The 19491-nt window shown below is 64.0% G+C and carries 18 protein-coding genes; 12 read left to right on the top strand and 6 right to left on the bottom strand.

Annotated features, from left to right (window positions below):
- Positions 1 to 124: 124 nt before the first annotated feature.
- Both Q7S20_12235 and Q7S20_12240 read right to left on the bottom strand, forming a co-directional pair.
- Complete coding sequence (locus tag Q7S20_12235; protein ID MDO8502602.1) at positions 125 to 1315, bottom strand: aminotransferase class V-fold PLP-dependent enzyme; 1191 nt, start codon at positions 1313 to 1315, stop codon at positions 125 to 127.
- A 3-nt stretch (positions 1316 to 1318) separates the two neighbouring features.
- Entirely contained in the window at positions 1319 to 3037 is a 1719-nt protein-coding gene (locus Q7S20_12240; GenBank protein ID MDO8502603.1) for a M28 family peptidase, read from the bottom strand.
- Between Q7S20_12240 and Q7S20_12245 the strand changes: the two genes are divergently transcribed.
- Together Q7S20_12245 and acnA are read left to right on the top strand one after the other, a co-directional pair.
- Positions 3028 to 4194, top strand: a complete 1167-nt coding sequence (locus Q7S20_12245) for a patatin-like phospholipase family protein (GenBank protein ID MDO8502604.1) — start codon at positions 3028 to 3030, stop codon at positions 4192 to 4194. The two genes, Q7S20_12240 and Q7S20_12245, sit on opposite strands and share 10 nt — an antisense overlap.
- 348 nt (positions 4195 to 4542) lie before the next feature.
- A complete protein-coding gene (gene acnA / locus Q7S20_12250; GenBank protein ID MDO8502605.1) occupies positions 4543 to 7326 on the top strand; it encodes an aconitate hydratase AcnA in 2784 nt (927 codons plus the stop codon).
- On the opposite strand, the gene Q7S20_12255 is transcribed toward acnA, so the two are convergent.
- Both Q7S20_12255 and Q7S20_12260 read right to left on the bottom strand, forming a co-directional pair.
- On the bottom strand, positions 7327 to 7959 hold the full coding sequence (locus Q7S20_12255) for a DUF1003 domain-containing protein (protein MDO8502606.1): 633 nt from the start codon (positions 7957 to 7959) through the stop codon (positions 7327 to 7329).
- A gap of 66 nt (positions 7960 to 8025) precedes the next feature.
- A complete protein-coding gene (locus tag Q7S20_12260; GenBank protein ID MDO8502607.1) occupies positions 8026 to 8334 on the bottom strand; it encodes a hypothetical protein in 309 nt (102 codons plus the stop codon).
- Positions 8335 to 8396: 62 nt separating this feature from the next.
- Between Q7S20_12260 and Q7S20_12265 the strand changes: the two genes are divergently transcribed.
- The 5 genes from Q7S20_12265 (at position 8397) to Q7S20_12285 (ending at position 13815) form a co-directional block, all read left to right on the top strand.
- Positions 8397 to 9311 carry a carbon-nitrogen hydrolase gene (locus Q7S20_12265; GenBank protein MDO8502608.1) on the top strand — a complete coding sequence of 305 codons (915 nt, stop codon included), beginning with the start codon at positions 8397 to 8399 and terminating at the stop codon, positions 9309 to 9311.
- Positions 9308 to 10435 (top strand): agmatine deiminase family protein, encoded by a 1128-nt coding sequence (locus Q7S20_12270; GenBank protein MDO8502609.1) that lies wholly within the window; start codon positions 9308 to 9310, stop codon positions 10433 to 10435. Before Q7S20_12265 ends, Q7S20_12270 begins: the two co-directional genes overlap by 4 nt.
- 56 nt (positions 10436 to 10491) lie before the next feature.
- Positions 10492 to 10869, top strand: a complete 378-nt coding sequence (locus tag Q7S20_12275; GenBank protein MDO8502610.1) for a DUF393 domain-containing protein — start codon at positions 10492 to 10494, stop codon at positions 10867 to 10869.
- A 94-nt stretch (positions 10870 to 10963) separates the two neighbouring features.
- Positions 10964 to 12100 carry an ABC transporter substrate-binding protein gene (locus tag Q7S20_12280; GenBank protein MDO8502611.1) on the top strand — a complete coding sequence of 379 codons (1137 nt, stop codon included), beginning with the start codon at positions 10964 to 10966 and terminating at the stop codon, positions 12098 to 12100.
- Entirely contained in the window at positions 12097 to 13815 is a 1719-nt protein-coding gene (locus Q7S20_12285) for a methyl-accepting chemotaxis protein (GenBank protein MDO8502612.1), read from the top strand. Before Q7S20_12280 ends, Q7S20_12285 begins: the two co-directional genes overlap by 4 nt.
- A 102-nt stretch (positions 13816 to 13917) precedes the next feature.
- Here Q7S20_12285 and Q7S20_12290 read toward each other — a convergent pair whose 3' ends face one another.
- Entirely contained in the window at positions 13918 to 15138 is a 1221-nt protein-coding gene (locus Q7S20_12290; protein MDO8502613.1) for a M20/M25/M40 family metallo-hydrolase, read from the bottom strand.
- A 34-nt stretch (positions 15139 to 15172) separates the two neighbouring features.
- Here Q7S20_12290 and queC point away from each other — a divergent pair, with 34 nt between their 5' ends.
- The 3 genes from queC to Q7S20_12305 are packed head-to-tail and all read left to right on the top strand — an operon-like array spanning position 15173 to position 17014.
- Positions 15173 to 15889, top strand: coding sequence for a 7-cyano-7-deazaguanine synthase QueC (gene queC, locus Q7S20_12295; protein MDO8502614.1), 717 nt, complete (start codon positions 15173 to 15175; stop codon positions 15887 to 15889).
- Positions 15886 to 16521: a 7-carboxy-7-deazaguanine synthase gene (gene queE / locus Q7S20_12300; protein MDO8502615.1), complete on the top strand. Its 636-nt coding sequence runs from the start codon at positions 15886 to 15888 to the stop codon at positions 16519 to 16521. Before queC ends, queE begins: the two co-directional genes overlap by 4 nt.
- 52 nt (positions 16522 to 16573) lie before the next feature.
- Complete coding sequence (locus Q7S20_12305; GenBank protein ID MDO8502616.1) at positions 16574 to 17014, top strand: TonB-dependent receptor plug domain-containing protein; 441 nt, start codon at positions 16574 to 16576, stop codon at positions 17012 to 17014.
- Here the strand turns inward: Q7S20_12305 and Q7S20_12310 are convergent.
- The gene (locus Q7S20_12310) at positions 16989 to 18155 is read right to left on the bottom strand and encodes a threonine synthase (protein ID MDO8502617.1); all 1167 of its coding nucleotides are present in this window, start codon (positions 18153 to 18155) and stop codon (positions 16989 to 16991) included. The genes Q7S20_12305 and Q7S20_12310 overlap by 26 nt on opposite strands.
- 152 nt (positions 18156 to 18307) lie before the next feature.
- On the opposite strand from Q7S20_12310, the gene Q7S20_12315 reads away from it, so the two are divergent.
- Both Q7S20_12315 and Q7S20_12320 read left to right on the top strand, forming a co-directional pair.
- Positions 18308 to 18835, top strand: a complete 528-nt coding sequence (locus Q7S20_12315; GenBank protein ID MDO8502618.1) for a metal-dependent hydrolase — start codon at positions 18308 to 18310, stop codon at positions 18833 to 18835.
- A gap of 56 nt (positions 18836 to 18891) precedes the next feature.
- Entirely contained in the window at positions 18892 to 19482 is a 591-nt protein-coding gene (locus tag Q7S20_12320) for an HD domain-containing protein (protein ID MDO8502619.1), read from the top strand.
- The last annotated feature ends 9 nt before the right edge of the window (positions 19483 to 19491 follow it).

Raw genomic sequence — 19491 nt, forward strand, 5'->3', positions numbered from 1 at the left:
ATCGAGTTGCCATATTGTACTATTCGAAACCGCTTTTGTTCAAGGCAGATTTTGCACAGATTTTGCGCCGAACACGCGGCTACGAGAGCAATTCGTTCCTCTCTTTCGACGCGTTGCGTCGCTTTCACGTCACGACGGCCGTTCGCTCCGTGAAGCGCTCCCAGGAAGCGGTCTCGAGAGCGTCGTCTATCGCCTCCATGAGCGTGTCCACCTCGTCGTCACGGTTGAAGAAATGCGGAGCGACGCGGATGCCCGCTCCGACGCGATAGTCCACGAGAATGTCGCGGGACAGGAGCACCTGCGTCACCTCGTAGCCGTGCGGCACGTCAACGGCGACGGTGCCACCGCGCCTCTTCGGGTCGCGATGGGCGAAGACGCGATAGCCCCGCGCATCGGCCAGCTGGATGAGCCGCGATGTCTGGCGGATGCTCTTCTCCCTGATGGCATCAACTCCGGCGCGCCGGATGATCTTCACACCTTCCGCTGAGGCGTAAAGCGCGGGGATCACGGGCGTGCCGTTGAGCCAGCGGAATGGTCCGGGCGTGTACTCCATCCGCTCTTCGAACGCGAACGGGCGCGAATGCGCCTGCCAGCCCGTGAGCGCGGGAGCCAGCGTGTCACGGATCTCCGGCGATACATAGAGAAAGCAGCCGCCGGGACCGCCGCACAGCCACTTCAGCACGCCGCCGGTGAGGAAGTCCACGCCGCTTCGCCTCACGTCCACGGGAATGATTCCGACCGAGTGGAACGCATCCAGCGACACCAGCGCGCCCATGCTGTGCGCGCGGGCACAGATCGCGTCCGCATCATTAATAAACGCGGATTTGAAAAGCACGTGGGAGATCGCGACGAGACGGGTGCGCTCGTCTATCGCCGCGAGCAGGCGATCCTCGTCTATCGAGATGCCGTCGTCGGAGCGCACCACCACCACCCTCGCGCCGAATCGCTTCGCCAGCTCCTCGTACGCGTATCGAACGGATGGAAAGTCGAACTCGGTCATCACGATCGTGTCTCGTGGCGCGGTGAAATCGATGGCCGAGCAGACCGCGGACTGGGCGATGGTGACGTTGGGCATCATCACGACTTCGCCCGGGCCGGCATTCATCAGCGGCGCGATCTCGTTGCCGACATCCACCGGCATCTCCCACCACCCGCGCGCCCACGCCTTGACGCCAAGCCCGCCCCAGTCAGCCGCGTACTCCGCCAGCCTGCCCGGCACCGATCGAGGCATGGGGCCGAGCGAGTTGGAGACGAGATATGTGGTCCTCTCGAGTATCGGAAATTCTTCGCGGTACTCGAGCAGCCCGTCGGTCACGCGCTACTTCCGCTGCTTGTCGCGCAGCGGCTTGAACTCGGCGTCGGCATTCCACGTTGGGACGCCGGGCGCGTTGGCGAGCTGCCAACCGAAGCGCTGCACGATCCCGGAGAGCTGGACGGCGCCGGAGAGATCCCATCCGGCATGGTACTCGTCGGACGGCTGATGATAGCGGTGGGCCGTATAGTCGTCGTGCTGCTTCGCGCCCCACTCCTTCGGTAGCCCGACGAAGTCGTTGCCTTCCCCGATGGAGACCGATGGGATTCCAACCTTGGCGAGCGAGAAATGGTCGGAGCGGTAGAAGTAGCCTGCTTCCGGATGCGCGTCAGGTGAGAGTCGCATTCCCGACTGTGCAACGAAGCGTGCAAGTGATGGCCCGAGCGAGCTCTTGGTGTCGCCCAGGACGTGCAGATCCTTCACGCGACCGAGGATGTTGCCGCCGTCGACGTTGAGGTTGGCGATGATGCTCGCCGCGGGGACGGTCGGATTCTCCCCGTAGTACTGCGAGCCCAGCAGCCCCGACTCCTCGGCGGTTACGAAGAGAAAAAGCTGGGACCGGCGGGGTTTCGGTGACGCAGCGGCTGACCGGGCGATGGCGAGGACGTCGGCGACCCCTGAAGCATTGTCGCTCGCGCCGTTGTAGATCGAGTCGCCGTTGACGACCGGACCTATGCCGTGGTGATCCCAGTGTGCGCTGTAGGCGACGTACTCGTCGCGGAGCTTCGGGTCGCGGCCCCGCACGACTCCGACGACGTTGGCGGACTTGAGGTGCTCGACCTTGTTGGTGAAGTGCGCGTCCATGTCTATGCCCGTGGCGACCGGACGAAAGTCGCGCGATTCGGCCTGCTTGCGCAGTGTCTGCATGCTGAGCCCCGCCTGAGCGAGGAGGGCCGTGGCCGCGCTGTCGGTGATCCAGCCGCGCACTCCGATCGGTGCGGGCGGCTTCGGGTCGCGGGGAAGCATGCGCTGCTCCTTCGCCCATGAGCCGACGACGGTGTGCCACGGATATCCGGCGCGGTCGGTGGTGTGCACGATGAGCATCCCGGCCGCGCCGCGGCGCTCCGCTTCCTCGAACTTGTAGGTCCAGCGGCCGTAGTAAGTCATCGCCTTGCCGCCGAACAGATTGGGCTCGCTCGCGGGCGCCGGGGGGTCATTTACCAGCACCAGAAGCACCTTCCCCTTCAGATCCATTCCCTTGAAGTCGTCCCATCGGTACTCTGGGGCGAATGCACCGTATCCGATGAATACCAGCTCTCCTCGCGCGACACTCGTCGGCGTGGCGGAGCCGGCCCAGACGACGACGCCCTCGGGATAGCGGAGAGTTGCGGTGGCCTTTCCGCTTGCCGTGACGCTGACGGAGCCGTTCGTCGCGCCCACGACGTCAATCGGCACTTCCTGGAAATAGGAGCCCGTGACTCCCGGTTCGACGCCGAAGGCCTTGAGCTGTGTGGCGATGTATTCCGTGGAAAGCTTGTCGCCGCGGGTCGCCGGTGCGCGCCCCTCGAGGAGATCCGACGCGAGGAACTGGATGTGCGCGTCTATCTCATTCGGCGTGATGCGCTGGAGCTGTGGTACGGCCTGAGCGTGGAGTGAGGCAAGCGGCGCAAGGAGCGCGGCAACGAGAACGAGGCGGGCTGATTTCATGTCGGCGATGTTATGCGGTTGGGTGGTGGATCGTAAGATAATAGCGAGTCGCACCTTCTTCTGAATCCATGCCGTCACTCAGTCTCGATTATCCGTCCCGCGCCTCCGCGCCGCACCCGCGAAAGATCGCCCTCGTACTTGGCGGCGGTGGTCTCAAGGGGTTCGCGCACATTGGCGTGCTGGCCGCGCTCGAGGAGAAGGGAATCGTGCCCGCGGTACTCGCGGGAACCAGCATCGGATCGCTGATCTGCGCGGCTCAGGCAGGCGGCATGTCCATAGATGACATGACCGACCACGCCAAGGCACTGCGGCGACGGGATCTGTTCCGCTTTGACCGGCTGGGGATGCTTCTCGAGAGAGCACACGCACCATCCATCTACCAGGGTGGTCCGCTGCGCGATGTGTGCGCATCGATAGTGCGTGATGCGCAATTCGACGAGCTGGACACAACTCTGCTCGTGAATACCGTGGATCTCCAGCGCGGATCACCCGTCGTGTGGGGAGTTCCCGGGCTGCGGGACGTGAGCGTGCTCGATGCCGTTTACGCGTCGTGCGCGCTGCCGGGGTTCTATCCGCCGGGCACGGTGGGAGACCGGACCTGCGTGGACGGCGGTGTGATTGACAACCTTCCGGTCGGGGTAGCGTCTCAGGGAATGGACGCGGTGATCGCTGTGGATACCGGCAGCAGCTCGCTCGTCACGCAGCGCGACATCGCCCGGAACGGATTCACGGCTATCTACATGCGAGCCGCGACGACGATGATGCACGCCCTGCAGTTGTCTCCGTTGGAGCGATGGGCGGGTCCACCGATGATCCTCGTCAGGCCGCGCGTCTCGCACATCGACTGGTTCAGCTTCACGCAGACCGATGAGTTGATCGAAGCCGGGTACAAGGCGGCGATGGAGGCGCTCAAGCACTTCGACGAGACCCTCGAGGCCGAGAGCGGCATCTTCCCGCGGCGGGCCATGCGCATCTCGGTGAACCGGGAGAAGTGCATCGGGTGCACGCTGTGCGTTGCGCTGGCGCCGCAAGTGATGGCAATGGACGATACCGGCAAGGCGGTTCCGCGGATCCCTGTGGTGGACTGGTCACCCGCTGATGGAGACTTCGTGCATCACTGCCCGACCTACGCGATCGGGGCCGAGCCGGCCGTAGCGAATGGGAAGGAGAACATCCATGAGGCGATTGAAGCCAAAACGCCCGAGGAGAAAGAAGAGCGGCTGGAAACGGCTTGAAGGTGAACCGAGCACCCGCCCAACTCCGGATTCCGTAGTGGGTCAGTTTCGAGTTGGCAGGATGGAGGCGAGCCGCCCTGCGTGCCACGGAGAATGGAGGCCCTCAGCACCGCACTATGCGTGGTCCCGCAGTTCCCCCAACAACCGTTTTCCTCCGTGTGCTTCGTGTCTTGTGGCAAGTGCAGAGACATGGCTAAACTGACCCACTACTCCGGATTCCACCACGACACGCGTTCGTCTCGCGATATGCTACATTTAGAATAGCCTGACGCCCGCCAAAACCCAGGGCGCCAGTGGCTCAGAGCAACCGGCCAGCGCACGGCGCGGCCTGTTCCAGAGAAAGACACCATGACACACCCGAATTCCTTCGGAAGCCGGTCCACGCTCGAGGCCGGGGGGCGCCAGTACACCATCTACCGCCTCGATTCGCTCGAATCGGTCTCCGGCGGCAAGGCCGCCAGACTCCCCTACAGTCTCAAGATTCTCCTCGAAAACCTGCTCCGTAACGAGGACGGCAAGTTCGTCAGGCGCGAGGACATCGAAGGCCTCGCCAACTGGGATGTGAAGGGCAAGACGGAGAATGAGATCGCCTTCAGAACCGCCCGCGTCCTCCTTCAGGACTTCACCGGCGTTCCTGCCGTGGTGGACCTCGCGGCGATGCGCGACGCGCTGGCACGGCTCGGCGGCGATCCGAAGAAGATCAATCCGCTTCAGCCCGTGGATCTCGTGATCGACCACTCGGTGCAGGTGGACGAGTACGGCTCCGAGGCGTCGTTCCTGATCAACGCAAATCTCGAGTTCGATCGCAACCAGGAGCGCTACGCATTCCTCCGCTGGGGACAGAAGGCGCTGCAGAATTTCCGCGTCGTTCCGCCCGATACCGGCATCGTGCACCAGATCAATCTCGAGTATCTCGCGCAAGCTGTCTTCGTTCACGACGCCAATGGGGAAACGACGGCTTATCCCGACTCGCTCGTCGGCACGGACTCGCACACCACGATGATCAACGGCCTTGGCGTACTCGGCTGGGGCGTCGGCGGAATCGAAGCGGAAGCGGCGATGCTGGGACAGCCGGTATCCATGCTGATTCCCGAAGTCGTGGGATTCAAGCTGTATGGCAAGCTTCCGCCCGGCGCCACCGCCACGGATCTCGTGCTCACGGTCACGCAGCTCCTCAGGCAGAAGAAGGTCGTCGGCAAGTTCGTCGAGTTCTACGGAGCGGGACTCTCGTCCCTCTCGCTGGCTGACCGCGCGACGATCGCCAACATGGCGCCGGAGTACGGCGCGACCATGGGCTTCTTCCCGATCGATGCGGAGACGGTCAACTACCTTCGCTTCACGGGACGCGACGAGGCGCAGGTTCAGCTCGTCGAGGCATATGCAAAGCTTCAGGGCCTGTATCGCACCGACGACACGCCCGATCCCGTTTTCAGTGACACGCTGGATCTCGATCTTGCGACCATCGAGCCGAGTCTCGCGGGGCCGAAGCGGCCGCAGGATCGCGTACCACTCAAGCTTTCGAAGCAGCTCTTCCGCGAAGCGCTGGCGGGCGATCTGCAGAAAACCGGCACGCTGGCAGGAGTCGCCGCGGCGAAGCAGGCAATGTCGGTGTCGGCATCACCTCAGCTCTCGCCCAGTGTTGTCGCCACGAGTCACGACGAGCAGGCGGGGGCGGACACCGCTGTGCCGGTGGAGATGAACGGCGAGAAGTTCGGTCTGCGCCATGGCTCGGTCGTGATCGCCGCGATAACGAGCTGCACCAACACGTCGAACCCGAGCGTGATGCTCGCGGCGGGTCTGCTCGCGCGGAACGCGGTCGCGAAGGGACTGAGCACGAAGCCGTGGGTGAAGACAAGTCTCGCCCCGGGATCCAAGGTGGTGACCGACTACTTCACGGCGGCGGGCGTTCTCGAACCGCTCCAGAAGCTGCGGTTCAACGTCGTCGGTTACGGATGCACGACGTGCATCGGCAACTCCGGTCCGCTGCCGCAGCCGGTCGCGGACGCGGTCGAAGCAAACAAGCTCGTCGTGGTGGCGGTGCTCTCGGGCAACCGCAACTTCGAGGGGCGCATCAATCCTCTCACGCGGTTCAACTACCTGGCGTCGCCGCCGCTCGTCGTTGCGTACGCGCTCGCCGGGCGGATGGACATTGACTTCAACACCGAGCCGCTTGGTGTCGGCAAGGACGGGCCGGTATTCCTGCGCGACATCTGGCCGGCTCCGAAGGAAGTCGAGGACGAGATCCTGCGCTCGGTCAAGGCGGACATGTTCAAGACGCAGTACGCGAACGTGTTCGATGGCGACGACAACTGGCGCTCGCTGCCGGTCCCGGAAGGCGATCTCTACGCGTGGGATCAGGACTCGACCTACGTGAAGAATCCGCCGTTCTTCGACGGAATGACGCTGACGCCTCCCGGTGTGCACCCGATTCACGAGGCGCGTGCGCTGGCGATGCTCGGCGACTCCATCACCACGGATCACATCTCACCGGCGGGCTCGATTCCGGCGGCGAGCCCCGCGGGCAAGTGGCTGATCGCGCATGGAGTGAAGACGACCGACTTCAACTCGTACGGCGCGCGCCGAGGCAACCACGAAGTGATGATGCGCGGAACATTCGCCAACATCCGGCTGCGGAACGAGCTCGCCCCAGGGACGGAGGGCGGCTGGACGGCGGTGTCGCACGGCGGTGACGCCGTGACGATCTACGACGCGTCCATGGAATATCAGCGGCAGGACGTGCCGCTGGTGATCATCGCCGGAAAGGAATACGGCACCGGATCGTCGCGCGATTGGGCGGCGAAGGGTACACTGCTGCTCGGCGTGAGAGCGGTGATCGCCGAGTCGTTCGAGCGCATTCACCGGTCGAACCTGGTGGGGATGGGAGTGCTGCCGCTCGAGCTCATCAACGGGCAGACGCGGCAAACGCTCGGGCTCACCGGCTTCGAGACGTTCGACATCGTCGGCATGTCCGACGAGATGAAGCCGCGCGCGACTCTGACCGTGCGCGCGACGGGCGACGATGGCGCGGTGAGGGTATTCCAGGCGGTATCGAGAATAGATACGCCGGAAGAGATGAGCTACTTCAGGCACGGGGGCATCCTTCCTTACGTGCTGCGGCAGCTCGTCGGCTGACTACCCGGCCATCTCCGTCTTCTTCCTGGTGAAGCGGAGCCGCGGAATCGCATCGTGTATCTGCTCGGTGACTTCGCGCTGCATGCGCACCGGATCGAGAGGCTGCAGCATGTCCCTCAATTCGGGATCGTTCCCCACGGTATGGCCCAGCCGGGTGTACAGCCCCGCAATGAGATGCAGTGTCTTGGTGACCTCTTCCTCGATGCGGAGATTTATCTGAAGAGCCAGCTCTTCCCTCAACTCGCCAATCGCCGACTCCCTGCTCTGGCTCATGAGCACGAAAATGGACAGGAAGATGGCCTCGAGTGAGACGATCATCGTCAGAAGTCCGTACGGGAACGGATCGAACTTCGGAAGAGCCGTGAATTTGCTGTTCCAGACAAGCCAGGTTGTAAACGCGACCGCGTGAGCGACGAAAAAACCGGTCGAGCTCGCGAGGCGCGTCAGCCAGTCCGCAGCGACCTGCATCCGTGTGTGCTCGCCGGAGTGTTGCGCCTTGATGGCGCGAAAGGTGGTGTGAATGCGGCTGCTACGCCGGGTACGCCGGTCGTATCCCGCCGGCAGCGGGCTTCCATGCTGCGTCCTCAGCATCTCCGGCAGAATCGTGTCTTGGTTGAGGTCGTCTTCGGTCATGGCAATTGGTCGAGGATGTTGATGGCTACTGAAACACAAAGAGTCCGAATATCGCGATGAACATCGCTAAAGTGGCCGCCGAAAGTGGGTCAACCCACGCGAATGCGGCGTGAGTGATGTGGTGAGAATGATAAAATACATCGCGACATTCGATGCGAACGTGCCAATCCCTACGTCCAGCTTTCTTCGCTGGATCTCGAACTTCGACGCGCCGATCCGATCCACCACGCGCCGCCTTCCGATGAGCTTCTCCTCCTCCACTTCCTGAGACGTCTGCCAGAAGCCCTTACTGGCCGCATCCTCGCGAGTCTTCGTACGCCTGTCGCTTCCGCGGAGCAGAATCTCCGCAGGCCGTTTTTTCGGGAGAACCTTCAATCGGATCGCAAGTCTGGTGGAAGGTTTCGAAATCGGGGTAAACGTACCAGCTTTCAGAAGCCATGAATACGACAGTCACCGTCGGATTGATCCAGGAGTCCGTGACCTCCGACGCGAACGCAAATGTCGAGCGCGCCGTCGAGCGGGTGCGCGAGGCGGCCTCGCGCGGAGTACAGATCATCTGCCTCCAGGAACTCTTCAACGCCCCCTATTTCTGCAAGGCGCAGAAGTCCGAGCGCTTCGACCTCGCCGAGCCGATTCCGGGCCCAGCGGTGGAGCGGATGCAGAAGGTCGCGCAGGAGCTCGAGGTTGTTCTGATCGTTCCGGTCTTCGAGCGGCAGGCCGCAGGTGTGTATCGCAATTCAGCCGCGATTGTCGACGCCGACGGATCCATGCTCGGCGTGTATCGCAAGATGCACATCCCCGACGATCCGCTGTTCTACGAGAAGTACTACTTCACCCCCGGCGACTCGAACGTCTCGTACGATGGCGCGCACAAAGGGGCGAGCGGGTTCTGCGTGTGGAACACCCGCTACGCGAAGATCGGCGTGCTGATCTGCTGGGATCAATGGTATCCGGAGGCGGCGCGCATCAACGCCCTGCTCGGCGCCGAGATTCTTTTCTATCCGACGGCGATCGGGTGGCATCCCTCGGAGAAGGCGGAGTTCGGCAAGGCGCAGGTGGATGCATGGCGGACGGCGCAGCGCGCGCACGCAATCGCCAACGGCGTGTTCGTCGCGTCTCCGAACCGTGTCGGCCACGAGGACGAGGAAGGGACGGACGGCATTGAGTTCTTCGGTCATTCGTTCATCTCCGATCCGTTCGGGCGCATTCTCACCGAAGCGGGTACGGAGCCGGCGGTTCTGGTCGCCGAGTGCGACCGCAGGCTGATCGAGGATACGCGTCGCAACTGGCCGTTCCTGCGGGATCGGCGGATAGACGCCTACGGCCCGATTCTCAACAGGTACATCGGATGACAGCCGCGAAGCCCGCGGTGGCACCGTGGGCTGTCGTGACATCGTCACATCCTGCCGGAAGTCGCATCATGCCGGCGGAATGGGAGCGCCATGATGCCACGTGGATCGCGTGGCCGCACGACGAGCCGGACTGGCCCGGCAAGCTGGGTGCGATTCCGTGGGTGTACGCGGAAATAGTTCGTGCGCTGCACACGCACGAGCGCGTCGAGATTCTCTGTCATGACGAATCCGTCCGAAACGCGGCAAGAGTGGCGCTCGATGCTCACGCCGTGGACTCCGCCGGGTACCGTCTGCATCTGGTACCGAACGACCGGGTGTGGCTACGCGATTCGGCTCCGACGTTCGTGTGGAACGAGACCGGCGCGATAGAGATGGTGAACTGGCGCTTCAACGGGTGGGCCAAGTACCACAACTACACGCGCGACGAGAGGGTCGGCGAGGCGGTGGAGAAGATCACCGGCCTCCCGCGCGTGACGGCGAAGCGCCCCGACGACGGCTCGTGGCTCGTCATCGAGGGTGGCGGCATCGAGACGGACGGCGCCGGATCGCTGCTAGTGACCGAGGAATGGCTGCTGAGCGACGTCCAGATCCGGAATCCCGGCATGACGCGGCAGGACTACGAATCGGCGTTCGCCGAGTATCTCGGCATCACCAATACCATTTGGCTGGGCGAGGGATGCGTCGGTGACGACACGCACGGTCATATAGATGACATCGCGCGGTTCGCTGCCCCGGGGGTCGTGCTGCTGGCGTACGAGGATGATCCTGCCGATGCCAATCACCCCCAGTCGGCTGATAACCTGTCGCGACTGGAAAGCGCGGCGAAGCGCAGTCCGTTGCGGGTCGTCCGCCTGCCCTACCCCCGGCCGGTCATCATGGAAGGTCAGCGCTTGCCGGCGAGCTACGCGAATTTCTACATCGCCAACGACGTGGTGCTCGTTCCGACATTCAACGATCCGAACGACCGCGTCGCGCTGGAGATGATCGCGCGCGAGTTTTCTGGCCGCGAAGTCGTGGGAATACACGCCGTGGATCTGGTATGGGGACTCGGCACGTTGCATTGCCTCACACAGCAGCAGCCGGCTCCCACCGGTAATGATTCTGGCAGCGGAAGCGCTGTGTGAACTCAGGGTCGCCGGAAGCGGTCCGCTCCGGCTTGCCGGGTCGCCCTTATACGGTGGTGTACGACGGTCACTGCAACGTATGCAGGAGACTCGTGCGGATGGTCACCAAATGGGACAGGCGCGGCGACCTGGAGATTCTTCCTTCACAGACGCCGGGTCTTCACGCACGCTTTCAGTGGATTCCGGCGCACGCCTTTCTCGAATCGGTGCAGGTGGTCGAGAACGGAACTGGATTGACGTGGCAGGGCGCGGCCGCACTCGAGCGGCTCCTCGATACCCTGCCGAAGGGACCGCTCATCTCGTGGATTTTCTCGATTCCATTCGCGCGGCCGATCGTCGAGCGATTCTACCGCTGGTTCGCGCGTAATCGGTACCGGCTCGGCTGCGGAGAGCACTGCCAGCTCCGCGAGCCGAACCTCGACTGCAAGGGTTGAAGTAGCGACTGAGAAGCCATCGGCCCGTGACCACGCCCCGCCACCCTCGTCCAATTGACGGGTGGGGATGCACCGCGCCCCTTCGGAGAAATACTTGAGACTCACGGGACTTTTCATCGGTCTGGCCTTTGTCGCGGGATGCAGCAAGGGCACGAACTCATATACGGTAGGCGCCGCGGGTCCCTGGAAGGAGGGATACGGCGTCATGAGCCGCCGCGGGATCGATCTTGCGGTAGATGAGATCAACCGCAACGGCGGGATCAACGGCGTACCGCTCAAGGTCGTTCCCCGCGACGACGAGGCCAACAGTGCTCGGGCGGCGGCGATCGCACAGGAGTTCGTCGCCGATCCGAGCGTGCTTGCAGTGATCGGCCACGTCAACTCGGGTGCGATGCTCGCCGCGGCCCACATCTATGACGGCCAGCTGACCGCGGTCGCGACCACGGCGTCTTCGCCGGATCTCACCGGGGTGTCGAAATGGACCTTTCGCGTCATCTCGAGCGATTCGCTCAACGGCGTCATTCTCGCGCGGTTCGCATCGCGCATCGGCGGTACGTCGGCCGACCTGAAGCAGGCGTCGGTTCTCTACGAGAACGATTCCTATGGACGCGGTCTGGCTGACGCGTTCCGGCGCGCCTTCCGCGGCACGATCATCAGCTTCGATCCGATCAGCGAGCACCTGGATCCCGAGCCGTTCGTGTCGTACCTGAAAATGCGCCGGCCCGGCATCGTGTTCGTCGCCGGGCGCGAGACGTCTGCGCTGCGTCTTCTCCGTGAAGCGAGGCGGCAGGGGCTCGAGGCCGTATTCATCGGCGGCGACGGTTGGCAGAGCATCGTGTCCGACACGGCGGCGTCGAACGGCGCCTACGTCGGTACGTCGTTCAACGCCGAGGACCCGAGTCCCGAGGTTCAGCGGTTCGTGAAGGCTTTCCGCGGGAAATACCAGACGAAACCTGACGCATTCGCCGCGCTCGCCTACGACGCGACCCAGCTGATCGCCCAGGCCCTGGCGAAGAAAGGCGCGAACCGGGCGGGCGTACGCGACTATCTGGCGTCCCTCAACTCGGCCAACGCGTTCGACGGGGTGACTGGACCGATCTATTTCAATAGCAGCGGAGATCCCATAGGGATGGGATTCCATGTCGCACAGGTGGTCTCGGGGACGCTCACGTCGAGCGGCTCCCGCATTGCGGCGGTCGTTCCTGTTCCTCCAGCGCAGGCGCATCCATGACCAGCCGCTTCAATCCGACCCAGACGATCCGCCGCACGCTCGGGCTCGGATTCGCGCTCCTCATCCTCCTGCTTCTTCAGGCGGGATTCGTGGGCTGGGCGTCCATCTCCAATCTTTCCGATGAAGTCGGCGTGACATTCCGTCATGCCAACGACGTCACGCAACAGTCCGCGCGGTTCTCGCACGTCATAACGCAGGAAGTGCAGGCGGCGACAACGTATCTCTCCGACGCCGACCCGGTATCGGAGGCGGATTTCCGCCGTCTTGGCCTCGAAGCCCACAAGCTTCACCGCTCGTTCACCTCGCAGCGCACGGAGCTGGCGGGCGAAGTGGCCAACACGATCGCGGTGGACGGCCGTCTCGCCGAAGTGGAGAACGCTTTCGCGATCGCGCATCGTCTGAGTGATCTCGGACGTACCGAAGAGGCGCGGGACCAGACGCGGGTCGCCCGGCGGCTCGTCGGACAGCTGCTGGTGGAGCTCCAGCGCGTAGACAAGGCGAACAATCTCGCCTTCATTCGCGCCTCGGACGCGCTGAACGAGCACGCGATCAAGCGCTCGGCGCTTCTTATCTCGGTGATCGGCTTCGCGCTGCTGCTCGCATTCATCATCGTGATACGCACATCGCGGGAGATAGGGCGCCCGCTTCGGGCCCTCGTTCGTCACGCCTTGCAGCTGAGCCGTGGCAATCTGCTCAATCGGACGCCGACACCGGGCATGCCCGGCGAATTCCGCATGCTCGCGGACGCGATGAACCACGCCAGTGAATCGCTGTCGCGCGTCGTGTCCGGCGCGGCTCATACCGCCGATGACGTCGCGCGCTCCGCGGGCGATCTCGCATCGGCGTCAAAGCAGATCGCCGATTCAGCCGGACAGGTCGCGGAGGCGGTCGGCGAGGTCTCTCTCGGCGCCGAGTCGCAGGTGCAGCAGCTGAAGAGCGTAAACGACACGCTCGACGGCATTCGCGCCCGGGCCGACGGAATGGTCGCGGGAGCGGGCGAAGTTCATGCCCTCGCGGGGGCGATCGAATCGGAGGCCGAATCGAAGCGGTCGGAAGTCGAACGGGCGCTGCAGATTCTTCTCGACGTGAGGAACGTGGTGCAGAAGGCGGCGGCGGAAGTGAGCGGCCTCACCGCGACGGCGGCCGAGATCAATGGATTCGTCGTCTCGGTCAGTCGGATCGCCGAGCAGACGAACCTCCTGGCTCTGAACGCATCAATCGAAGCGGCACGCGCCGGCCCGGCCGGACGCGGCTTCGCGGTCGTTGCCGCGGAAGTCGCGAAGCTCGCCGACCAGACGCAGACCGCCGCCGACGACGTCGTGCGCCTGACAGAAGCGGTGGCGACGCGGGTGACGACGACTTCGCGCGCGATGGAAGGCAGCGCATCTCATGTCGTCGAGATCGAGCGCGTCGCCCGCGAGCTGAGCGGTGCACTCGCGACAATCGTCGCCGCCGCTGAGCGGACGAGGCACAGCGCCGCCGCGGTGTCGTCGGCCGCCGAGGAGAACGTACGAGCCGTCGAGGGCGTGGTGGAGAACCTGACTCTGGTAGCGAAGACCGCCGAGAGTCACGCCGCGGCAGCGATGCAGGTTAGCGCGTCAACAGAGGAGCAGAGCGCCGCGTGCGAGCAGATGACGAGCGCATCGACTCAGCTCCTGGTCGGGAGCAGGCAGCTCAAGTCACTGGTCGGCGAGCTTCGCACCGCGGCCGCCTGACTGACCGTTACCCGTTGCCCGTTACCCGTTGCCCGTTACCCGCTACCCGCTACCCGTTGTCTTGAGCCATTCCGAAATCTCTCCCTCGGGTGAGATGAACGTCTACTGCACACAGGCGGCGGCCGGATCTCCGACAGGCTTGTCCACCTTCGGACGGTGATCGAGGTTCGCGACGCGCACGGCAATGTCGCGGACGAAGTCGGCCACACGCGTCATATGGTCGTAGTCTATGTACTGCGGCTCGTCCGTTAACTGATGGTAGTCCGGGTGCAGGCCCGTCGTGAAGAAAGCGATCGGGATGCCGTACCGGGCATACATGTAGTGGTCGCTACGGCAGTAGATGCGCTCGGGGTGCCCGTTGGCATCGAACTGGTAATCGAATTTGAACGGCCTCGGGCTCGCCGAGTTCGCCTGCTCGACGATGTCGCCGAGCTCGGTGGACACGCGGCGCGAGCCGACGATCTGCAGATAGTCGGGGCCGCCGCCGGCGATGTCAGCGGCGCTTCCGCGTCCCACCATGTCCATGTTGAGCTGGGCGACTATCTGATCCCGCGGAACGGTCGGATGGTCGGTGAACCACTTCGACCCGAGCAGACCCTTCTCCTCGCCCGTGTGCCATACGAAGATGACCGATCGCTTCGGCTTGACCGGCGCGGAAGCAAGCGCCTCGGCGATCTCCAGCACTGTCACAGTGCCTGATCCATCGTCGTCGGCACCGTTGCTGATCGAGTCGAGACGTGTCGGACGAATCCTGCGAAGACTGTCCACGTTGATGTGGATCACCGCGCGAAGCGAATCGCGGAGCGCGCGCTTGCTTCTGTCCCAGACCGGCGCGCCGAGCCGCGTGAGCTCGATGTTGTAGGCGCGCAGCGAATCGTGATCCACTGCCGTCGTGCGGGTGCCGATGTGATCGTTGTGCGCTCCAATGGCGACGTATTCGTTGCGGAGCACTGGATCACTCCCTCGCAGGATGGCGATTACGTTTCTCGCCGTGCCCGGCGGGGCGTCGCCCGCGAAACGCGCTGACGTGGACTGCATGTCCTGGAAATACGTCCCGTTCTCACCACCGGGCTCGAGCCCCATCCGCGCCACTTCGGCGGCGATGTACGTCGTGGCTTTCTGGTTTCCGATCGTCCCCGTCTCGCGACCCATCATCGAGTCGTCGGCGTAAGTGTAAAGGCGCGTCCGGAGATCGCCAACGGTGATTCCCGGAGAAGTCCCACGTGGTGAGGGCGAGCTGCGCACAACCTGCTGGGCGCACGCGGTGACTGCCGCTGCCGCGGCGATGAACGACATGGTGCGCAGTGTTTCCGAACGTTTCACTTCTCTTCTCCCTTTGACGTTTATCTTAAAGATCATGGACCGGAAAAAAGCCGTCCTCCTGCTTAGCGGCGGCCTCGATTCGACGACGCTCCTGGCGCTTGCCACGAGCGAAGGTTACGCGGTGCATGCTCTCAGCTTCCGTTACGGCCAGCGTCACTCCGCCGAGATCATGGCAGCGCGAAAGATTGCCGCCCGCCATGGCGCAGTCCAGCACGTCGTCACCGAGATAGACCTTCGGGCCATCGGAGGATCCGCGCTGACATCCGATATTGACGTCCCGAGGGACCGGCCAATTGACGGAGTCGCCGAGATTCCCATCACCTACGTGCCGGCGCGGAACACGATCTTTCTTTCGTTCGCTCTGGCATGGGCCGAGGTGCTCGGCGCAGCCGACATATTCATCGGAGTCAACGCGCTGGACTACAGTGGCTACCCCGACTGCCGCCCCGAGTTCATCGAGGCGTTCGAGCGGATGGCACGCCTCGCGACGCGCGCCGGAGTTGAGGCGGAGGACGGCGTGCCGTGGATCAGCATCCGCACTCCGCTGATAGACATGTCGAAGAAGGAGATCATCGAGCTTGGGCTGCGGCTTGGCGTGGATTATTCGCTTACCACCAGTTGCTACGATCCGTCGGCGAGTGGCGAAGCGTGCGGCCATTGCGACGCCTGCCAGCTCCGCCTCCGCGGCTTCGAAGAGGCTGGCGCCGTGGATCCTGTGCGATACGCAGGCGCAAACGGGGTGAAGAAGTGAGCTACACGGTGAAGGAGATTTTCTACACTCTCCAGGGCGAGGGCGCGAACGCCGGGAAGGCCACCGTCTTCTGCCGGTTCAGCGGATGCAATCTGTGGACGGGACGCGAGGAGGATCGCTCGCGGGCAGTGTGCAACTTCTGCGACACCGATTTCGTCGGCGTCGGCCCTGACGGCGGGAGATTCACCACGCCGGAATCGCTTGCCGCTGCGATCGCCAACGCGTGGCGAGGCGAAGACATGCCGGTCGCGCGGCTCGTCGTGTGCACCGGGGGCGAACCGCTTCTGCAGATGGACGAGCCGTTCATCGCCGCGGTACACAACGCCGGCTTCACGATTGCCATCGAGACGAACGGAACAATGCACGCGCCGCGCGGCATTGACTGGATCTGCGTGAGCCCGAAAGCCGGCGCGTCTCTCGTGCAGAATACCGGCGACGAGCTGAAGCTCGTCTTTCCGCAGCCCGCCGCGATGCCCGAGGAGTTCGAGGCGCTCGACTTCGATCATTTCTTCCTCCAGCCGATGGACGGCCCGGCCGTCGCCGAGAACACGCGCCTCGCGATCGAGTACTGCATGCGGCATCCGCGTTGGCGGCTGAGCCTTCAGACCCACAAGCAGCTCGGTATCCGCTGACTTCTCCGTCCCTATGAACGTGGGCCTCCTTGCGTGCTGCGCGGGTGCTGTCGTGTCAACATTCTCCGTCACGGCGATGGCGCAGGAGACGGCGCCTGTCCGTCTCGACACGGTCGTGGTCACCGTGGATCGAGGGCCGGGGCGTTCCGTGCTCACCTCTCCCTTCGCGCTCTCCGTCGTCCGTCCCGACAGCTCGCGCCCGGGGCAGCGTCACACTTCGATTGACGAATCGCTGACGCTCGTCCCGGGACTCCTGGCTGTCAATCGCAACAATCCGGCTCAGGATCCGCGAATCTCGATCAGAGGATTCGGCGCGCGATCGGCGTTCGGCGTGCGCGGCGTGCGCGTCCTGCGTGACGGCATGCCGCGCGCGGGAGGAATTACGAGCCCGCGGCGGGGCGCAACGCGTACGTGGGAATCTCGATTCGCGCCCAGCGGTAGCGACGAGCTGAGGCGGACCCGCGGCCTCAGCCAAGCGCTTCGAGGTACTTGATGCCGGCGCCGGTGTTGAACAGCACCACGCGCTCGTCCACACCGACCTTATTCGCGCCGAGAAGCTTTCGCAGCGCCGGCAGGCACGCGCCTCCCTCGGGGGCGACGAACAATCCTTCGGCGGCTCCGATCTCCCGCACCGCCGCGATCAGTTCCGCGTCGCTCACCGCGACTGCCGCGCCCTGCGATTCACGAATCGCGTCGAGAATGAGGAAATCCCCGATCGCCTTCGGCACCCGCAGTCCGGACGCCACGGTCCTGGCATCCGGGAACATCGGGGCGAATCGCTCTCCGGCCTCGAACGCCTTCACGATCGGCGCGCAGCCTTCGGACTGGACCGTGATCATGCGGGGACGGTCGGCGCTTATCCAACCCATCTCTTCCATCTCGTCGAACGCCTTCCACATCCCGATGAGGCCGGTGCCTCCTCCTGTCGGATAGACGATCACGTCGGGCAGTGTCCAGTCGAAGAACTCCGCGAGCTCGTAGCCGAGTGTCTTCTTTCCTTCGACGCGATATGGCTCCTTGAGAGTGGACATATCGAACCAGCCTTCTGCATCCTTGCGCTTCGCCACTTCCGCGCCGCAATCCGTGATGAGTCCATCCACCAGCGTAACGTGCGCACCGACCTGCTCGCATTCCACGACGTTGGCCCGCGGAGTGTCGCGGGGCATGAAGATGTGCGCCTCCATTCCGGCCCTTGCGGCGTACGCGGCCAGCGCACCGCCCGCGTTTCCCGCGGATGGAGCGGCCACCTTCGTCACGCCAAGCTCCTTCGCCATGGACACCGCGGCGGACATACCGCGCGCCTTGAAGCTCTGCGTCGGATTCAGCGACTCGTCCTTGATGTACAGCTCGTTCATGCCGAGCGCGCTGCCCAGCCGCACCGCGTGAAGCATCGGAGTCCAGCCTTCTCCAAGCGAGACGATGTTCGCGTCGGAGGCGACCGGCATCACTTCGCGGTAGCGCCACATGTCGCTGCGTCGGGTCCTGAGCGAGTTGCGCGTCAGCGAGCGCTGGGCTTCCTCCAGGTCATAGCGGACGAGCAGCGGTTTCCCGCACTTCTCGCAGACGTTGTACAGCCGGGCAGGCTCGTACCGGGTTGCGCACGCGGCGCACTCGAGATGGGTGACGTTGGTCATAGGCAGGGCTAAGTTAAGCGAACCATCCTCCATTCGCTTCAGCCCCGCGACGACGCAATCTCGCCTCTCATGATCGATTCGATCCGGCTCGTACTCGTGACGCTCGGCATCGCCGTGCTGACGCTCCTACTCGACCGCAGGGCGCGAAAGTAGTGTACGCGGGCCACATCGGTGTCGCACTTGGCGCGAATGGAATCAGGAGAACGATTCCGCTCTGGCTTCTCGTTCTCGCCAGCCAGCTGCCCGACTGGAGCGACGCCACACTCTGTATCGCCGGCGTGCGCCCCTCTGTGCCGGGCATGTTGTCCCATTCTCTCCCCGCCGTGGCAATCCTCGCGGCCGCGATCGCGCTCGCATTCTACGCCAGGGAGCGCGACACTGCGGGAGCGATGCTCGTCCTGGCTGTCGTTCTGTCGCATGCCGGCGGCGATTATCTCACCGGGATCAAGCCCACCTGGCCCGGCGGGCCGATGATCGGGCTCGAGCTCTACGGTCGGCCAATGATGGACTTCGCTGTCGAATCCGTCGTGATCGTGGCGGGGTGGCTTCTTTACCGGAGGTCCTTCCCCGAAGACCGGCGTGGAACGAGGGCGATGATGGCGATCCCCGTCGCACTCATGGCGGTTCAGCTCGCCGCCGATATTGTATTCACGCTGACACCCGGGCTGAAAAAATGCTAAGGATCCCTGGTGGCCCATTCCCGCACGGCAGCACCACCTCTACTCCCGAGAATCCGTTGACTGATACGGTCCCGTCACGCGAGGAGGCGCTCGCAATCGTACACGAGTACACGGCGAGCGATTCGCTGCGCAAGCACATGCTGTCGGTGGAAGCCGCCATGCGCGCCTACGCCGCGCATTTCGGAGAGGATCCCGAACGCTGGGCAATCACCGGTCTCGTGCACGACTTCGACTACGAGCGGTTCCCCAACGAAGCCCATTCGCCGACCGAGGAGCACCCCGCCGAGGGGGTACGGATACTGAGAAGCCACGGCTTTCCCGAAGACATCCTCGAAGCGATCCTGGGACACGCGAACTACAGCGGCGTCGCGCGCGAAACGAGAATGGCGAAGACTCTTTTCGCCGTGGACGAGCTGACCGGCCTGATCACGGCGACGGCGCTGGTGCGTCCGAGCCGGAGCGTGCTGGAGGTCGAAGCGAAGTCGGTGCGCAAGAAGATGAAGGACAAGGCCTTCGCCCGGGGCGTGAGCCGCGACGACGTGATCAACGGTGCCGCCGATCTCGGCGTGGACCTTGACGAGCACATTTCCTTCGTGATCAGCGCGATGCAGTCCGTCGCGGCTGAAATCGGTTTGGCAGGGTCATAGCGTCGTGGT

This window comes from Gemmatimonadaceae bacterium (genome assembly GCA_030647905.1).
GTDB lineage: Bacteria > Gemmatimonadota > Gemmatimonadetes > Gemmatimonadales > Gemmatimonadaceae > UBA4720.

What these genes read in the sequence shown, in the direction of transcription:
- Q7S20_12245 (MDO8502604.1), top strand. Translation starts at nt 3,028, where the DNA reads ATGCCGTCACTCAGTCTCGATTATCCGTCCCGCGCCTCCGCGCCGCAC.
- acnA (MDO8502605.1), top strand. Translation starts at nt 4,543, where the DNA reads ATGACACACCCGAATTCCTTCGGAAGCCGGTCCACGCTCGAGGCCGGG.
- Q7S20_12255 (MDO8502606.1), bottom strand. Translation starts at nt 7,959, where the DNA reads ATGACCGAAGACGACCTCAACCAAGACACGATTCTGCCGGAGATGCTG.
- Q7S20_12265 (MDO8502608.1), top strand. Translation starts at nt 8,397, where the DNA reads ATGAATACGACAGTCACCGTCGGATTGATCCAGGAGTCCGTGACCTCC.
- Q7S20_12270 (MDO8502609.1), top strand. Translation starts at nt 9,308, where the DNA reads ATGACAGCCGCGAAGCCCGCGGTGGCACCGTGGGCTGTCGTGACATCG.
- Q7S20_12285 (MDO8502612.1), top strand. Translation starts at nt 12,097, where the DNA reads ATGACCAGCCGCTTCAATCCGACCCAGACGATCCGCCGCACGCTCGGG.
- queC (MDO8502614.1), top strand. Translation starts at nt 15,173, where the DNA reads ATGGACCGGAAAAAAGCCGTCCTCCTGCTTAGCGGCGGCCTCGATTCG.
- Q7S20_12310 (MDO8502617.1), bottom strand. Translation starts at nt 18,155, where the DNA reads ATGACCAACGTCACCCATCTCGAGTGCGCCGCGTGCGCAACCCGGTAC.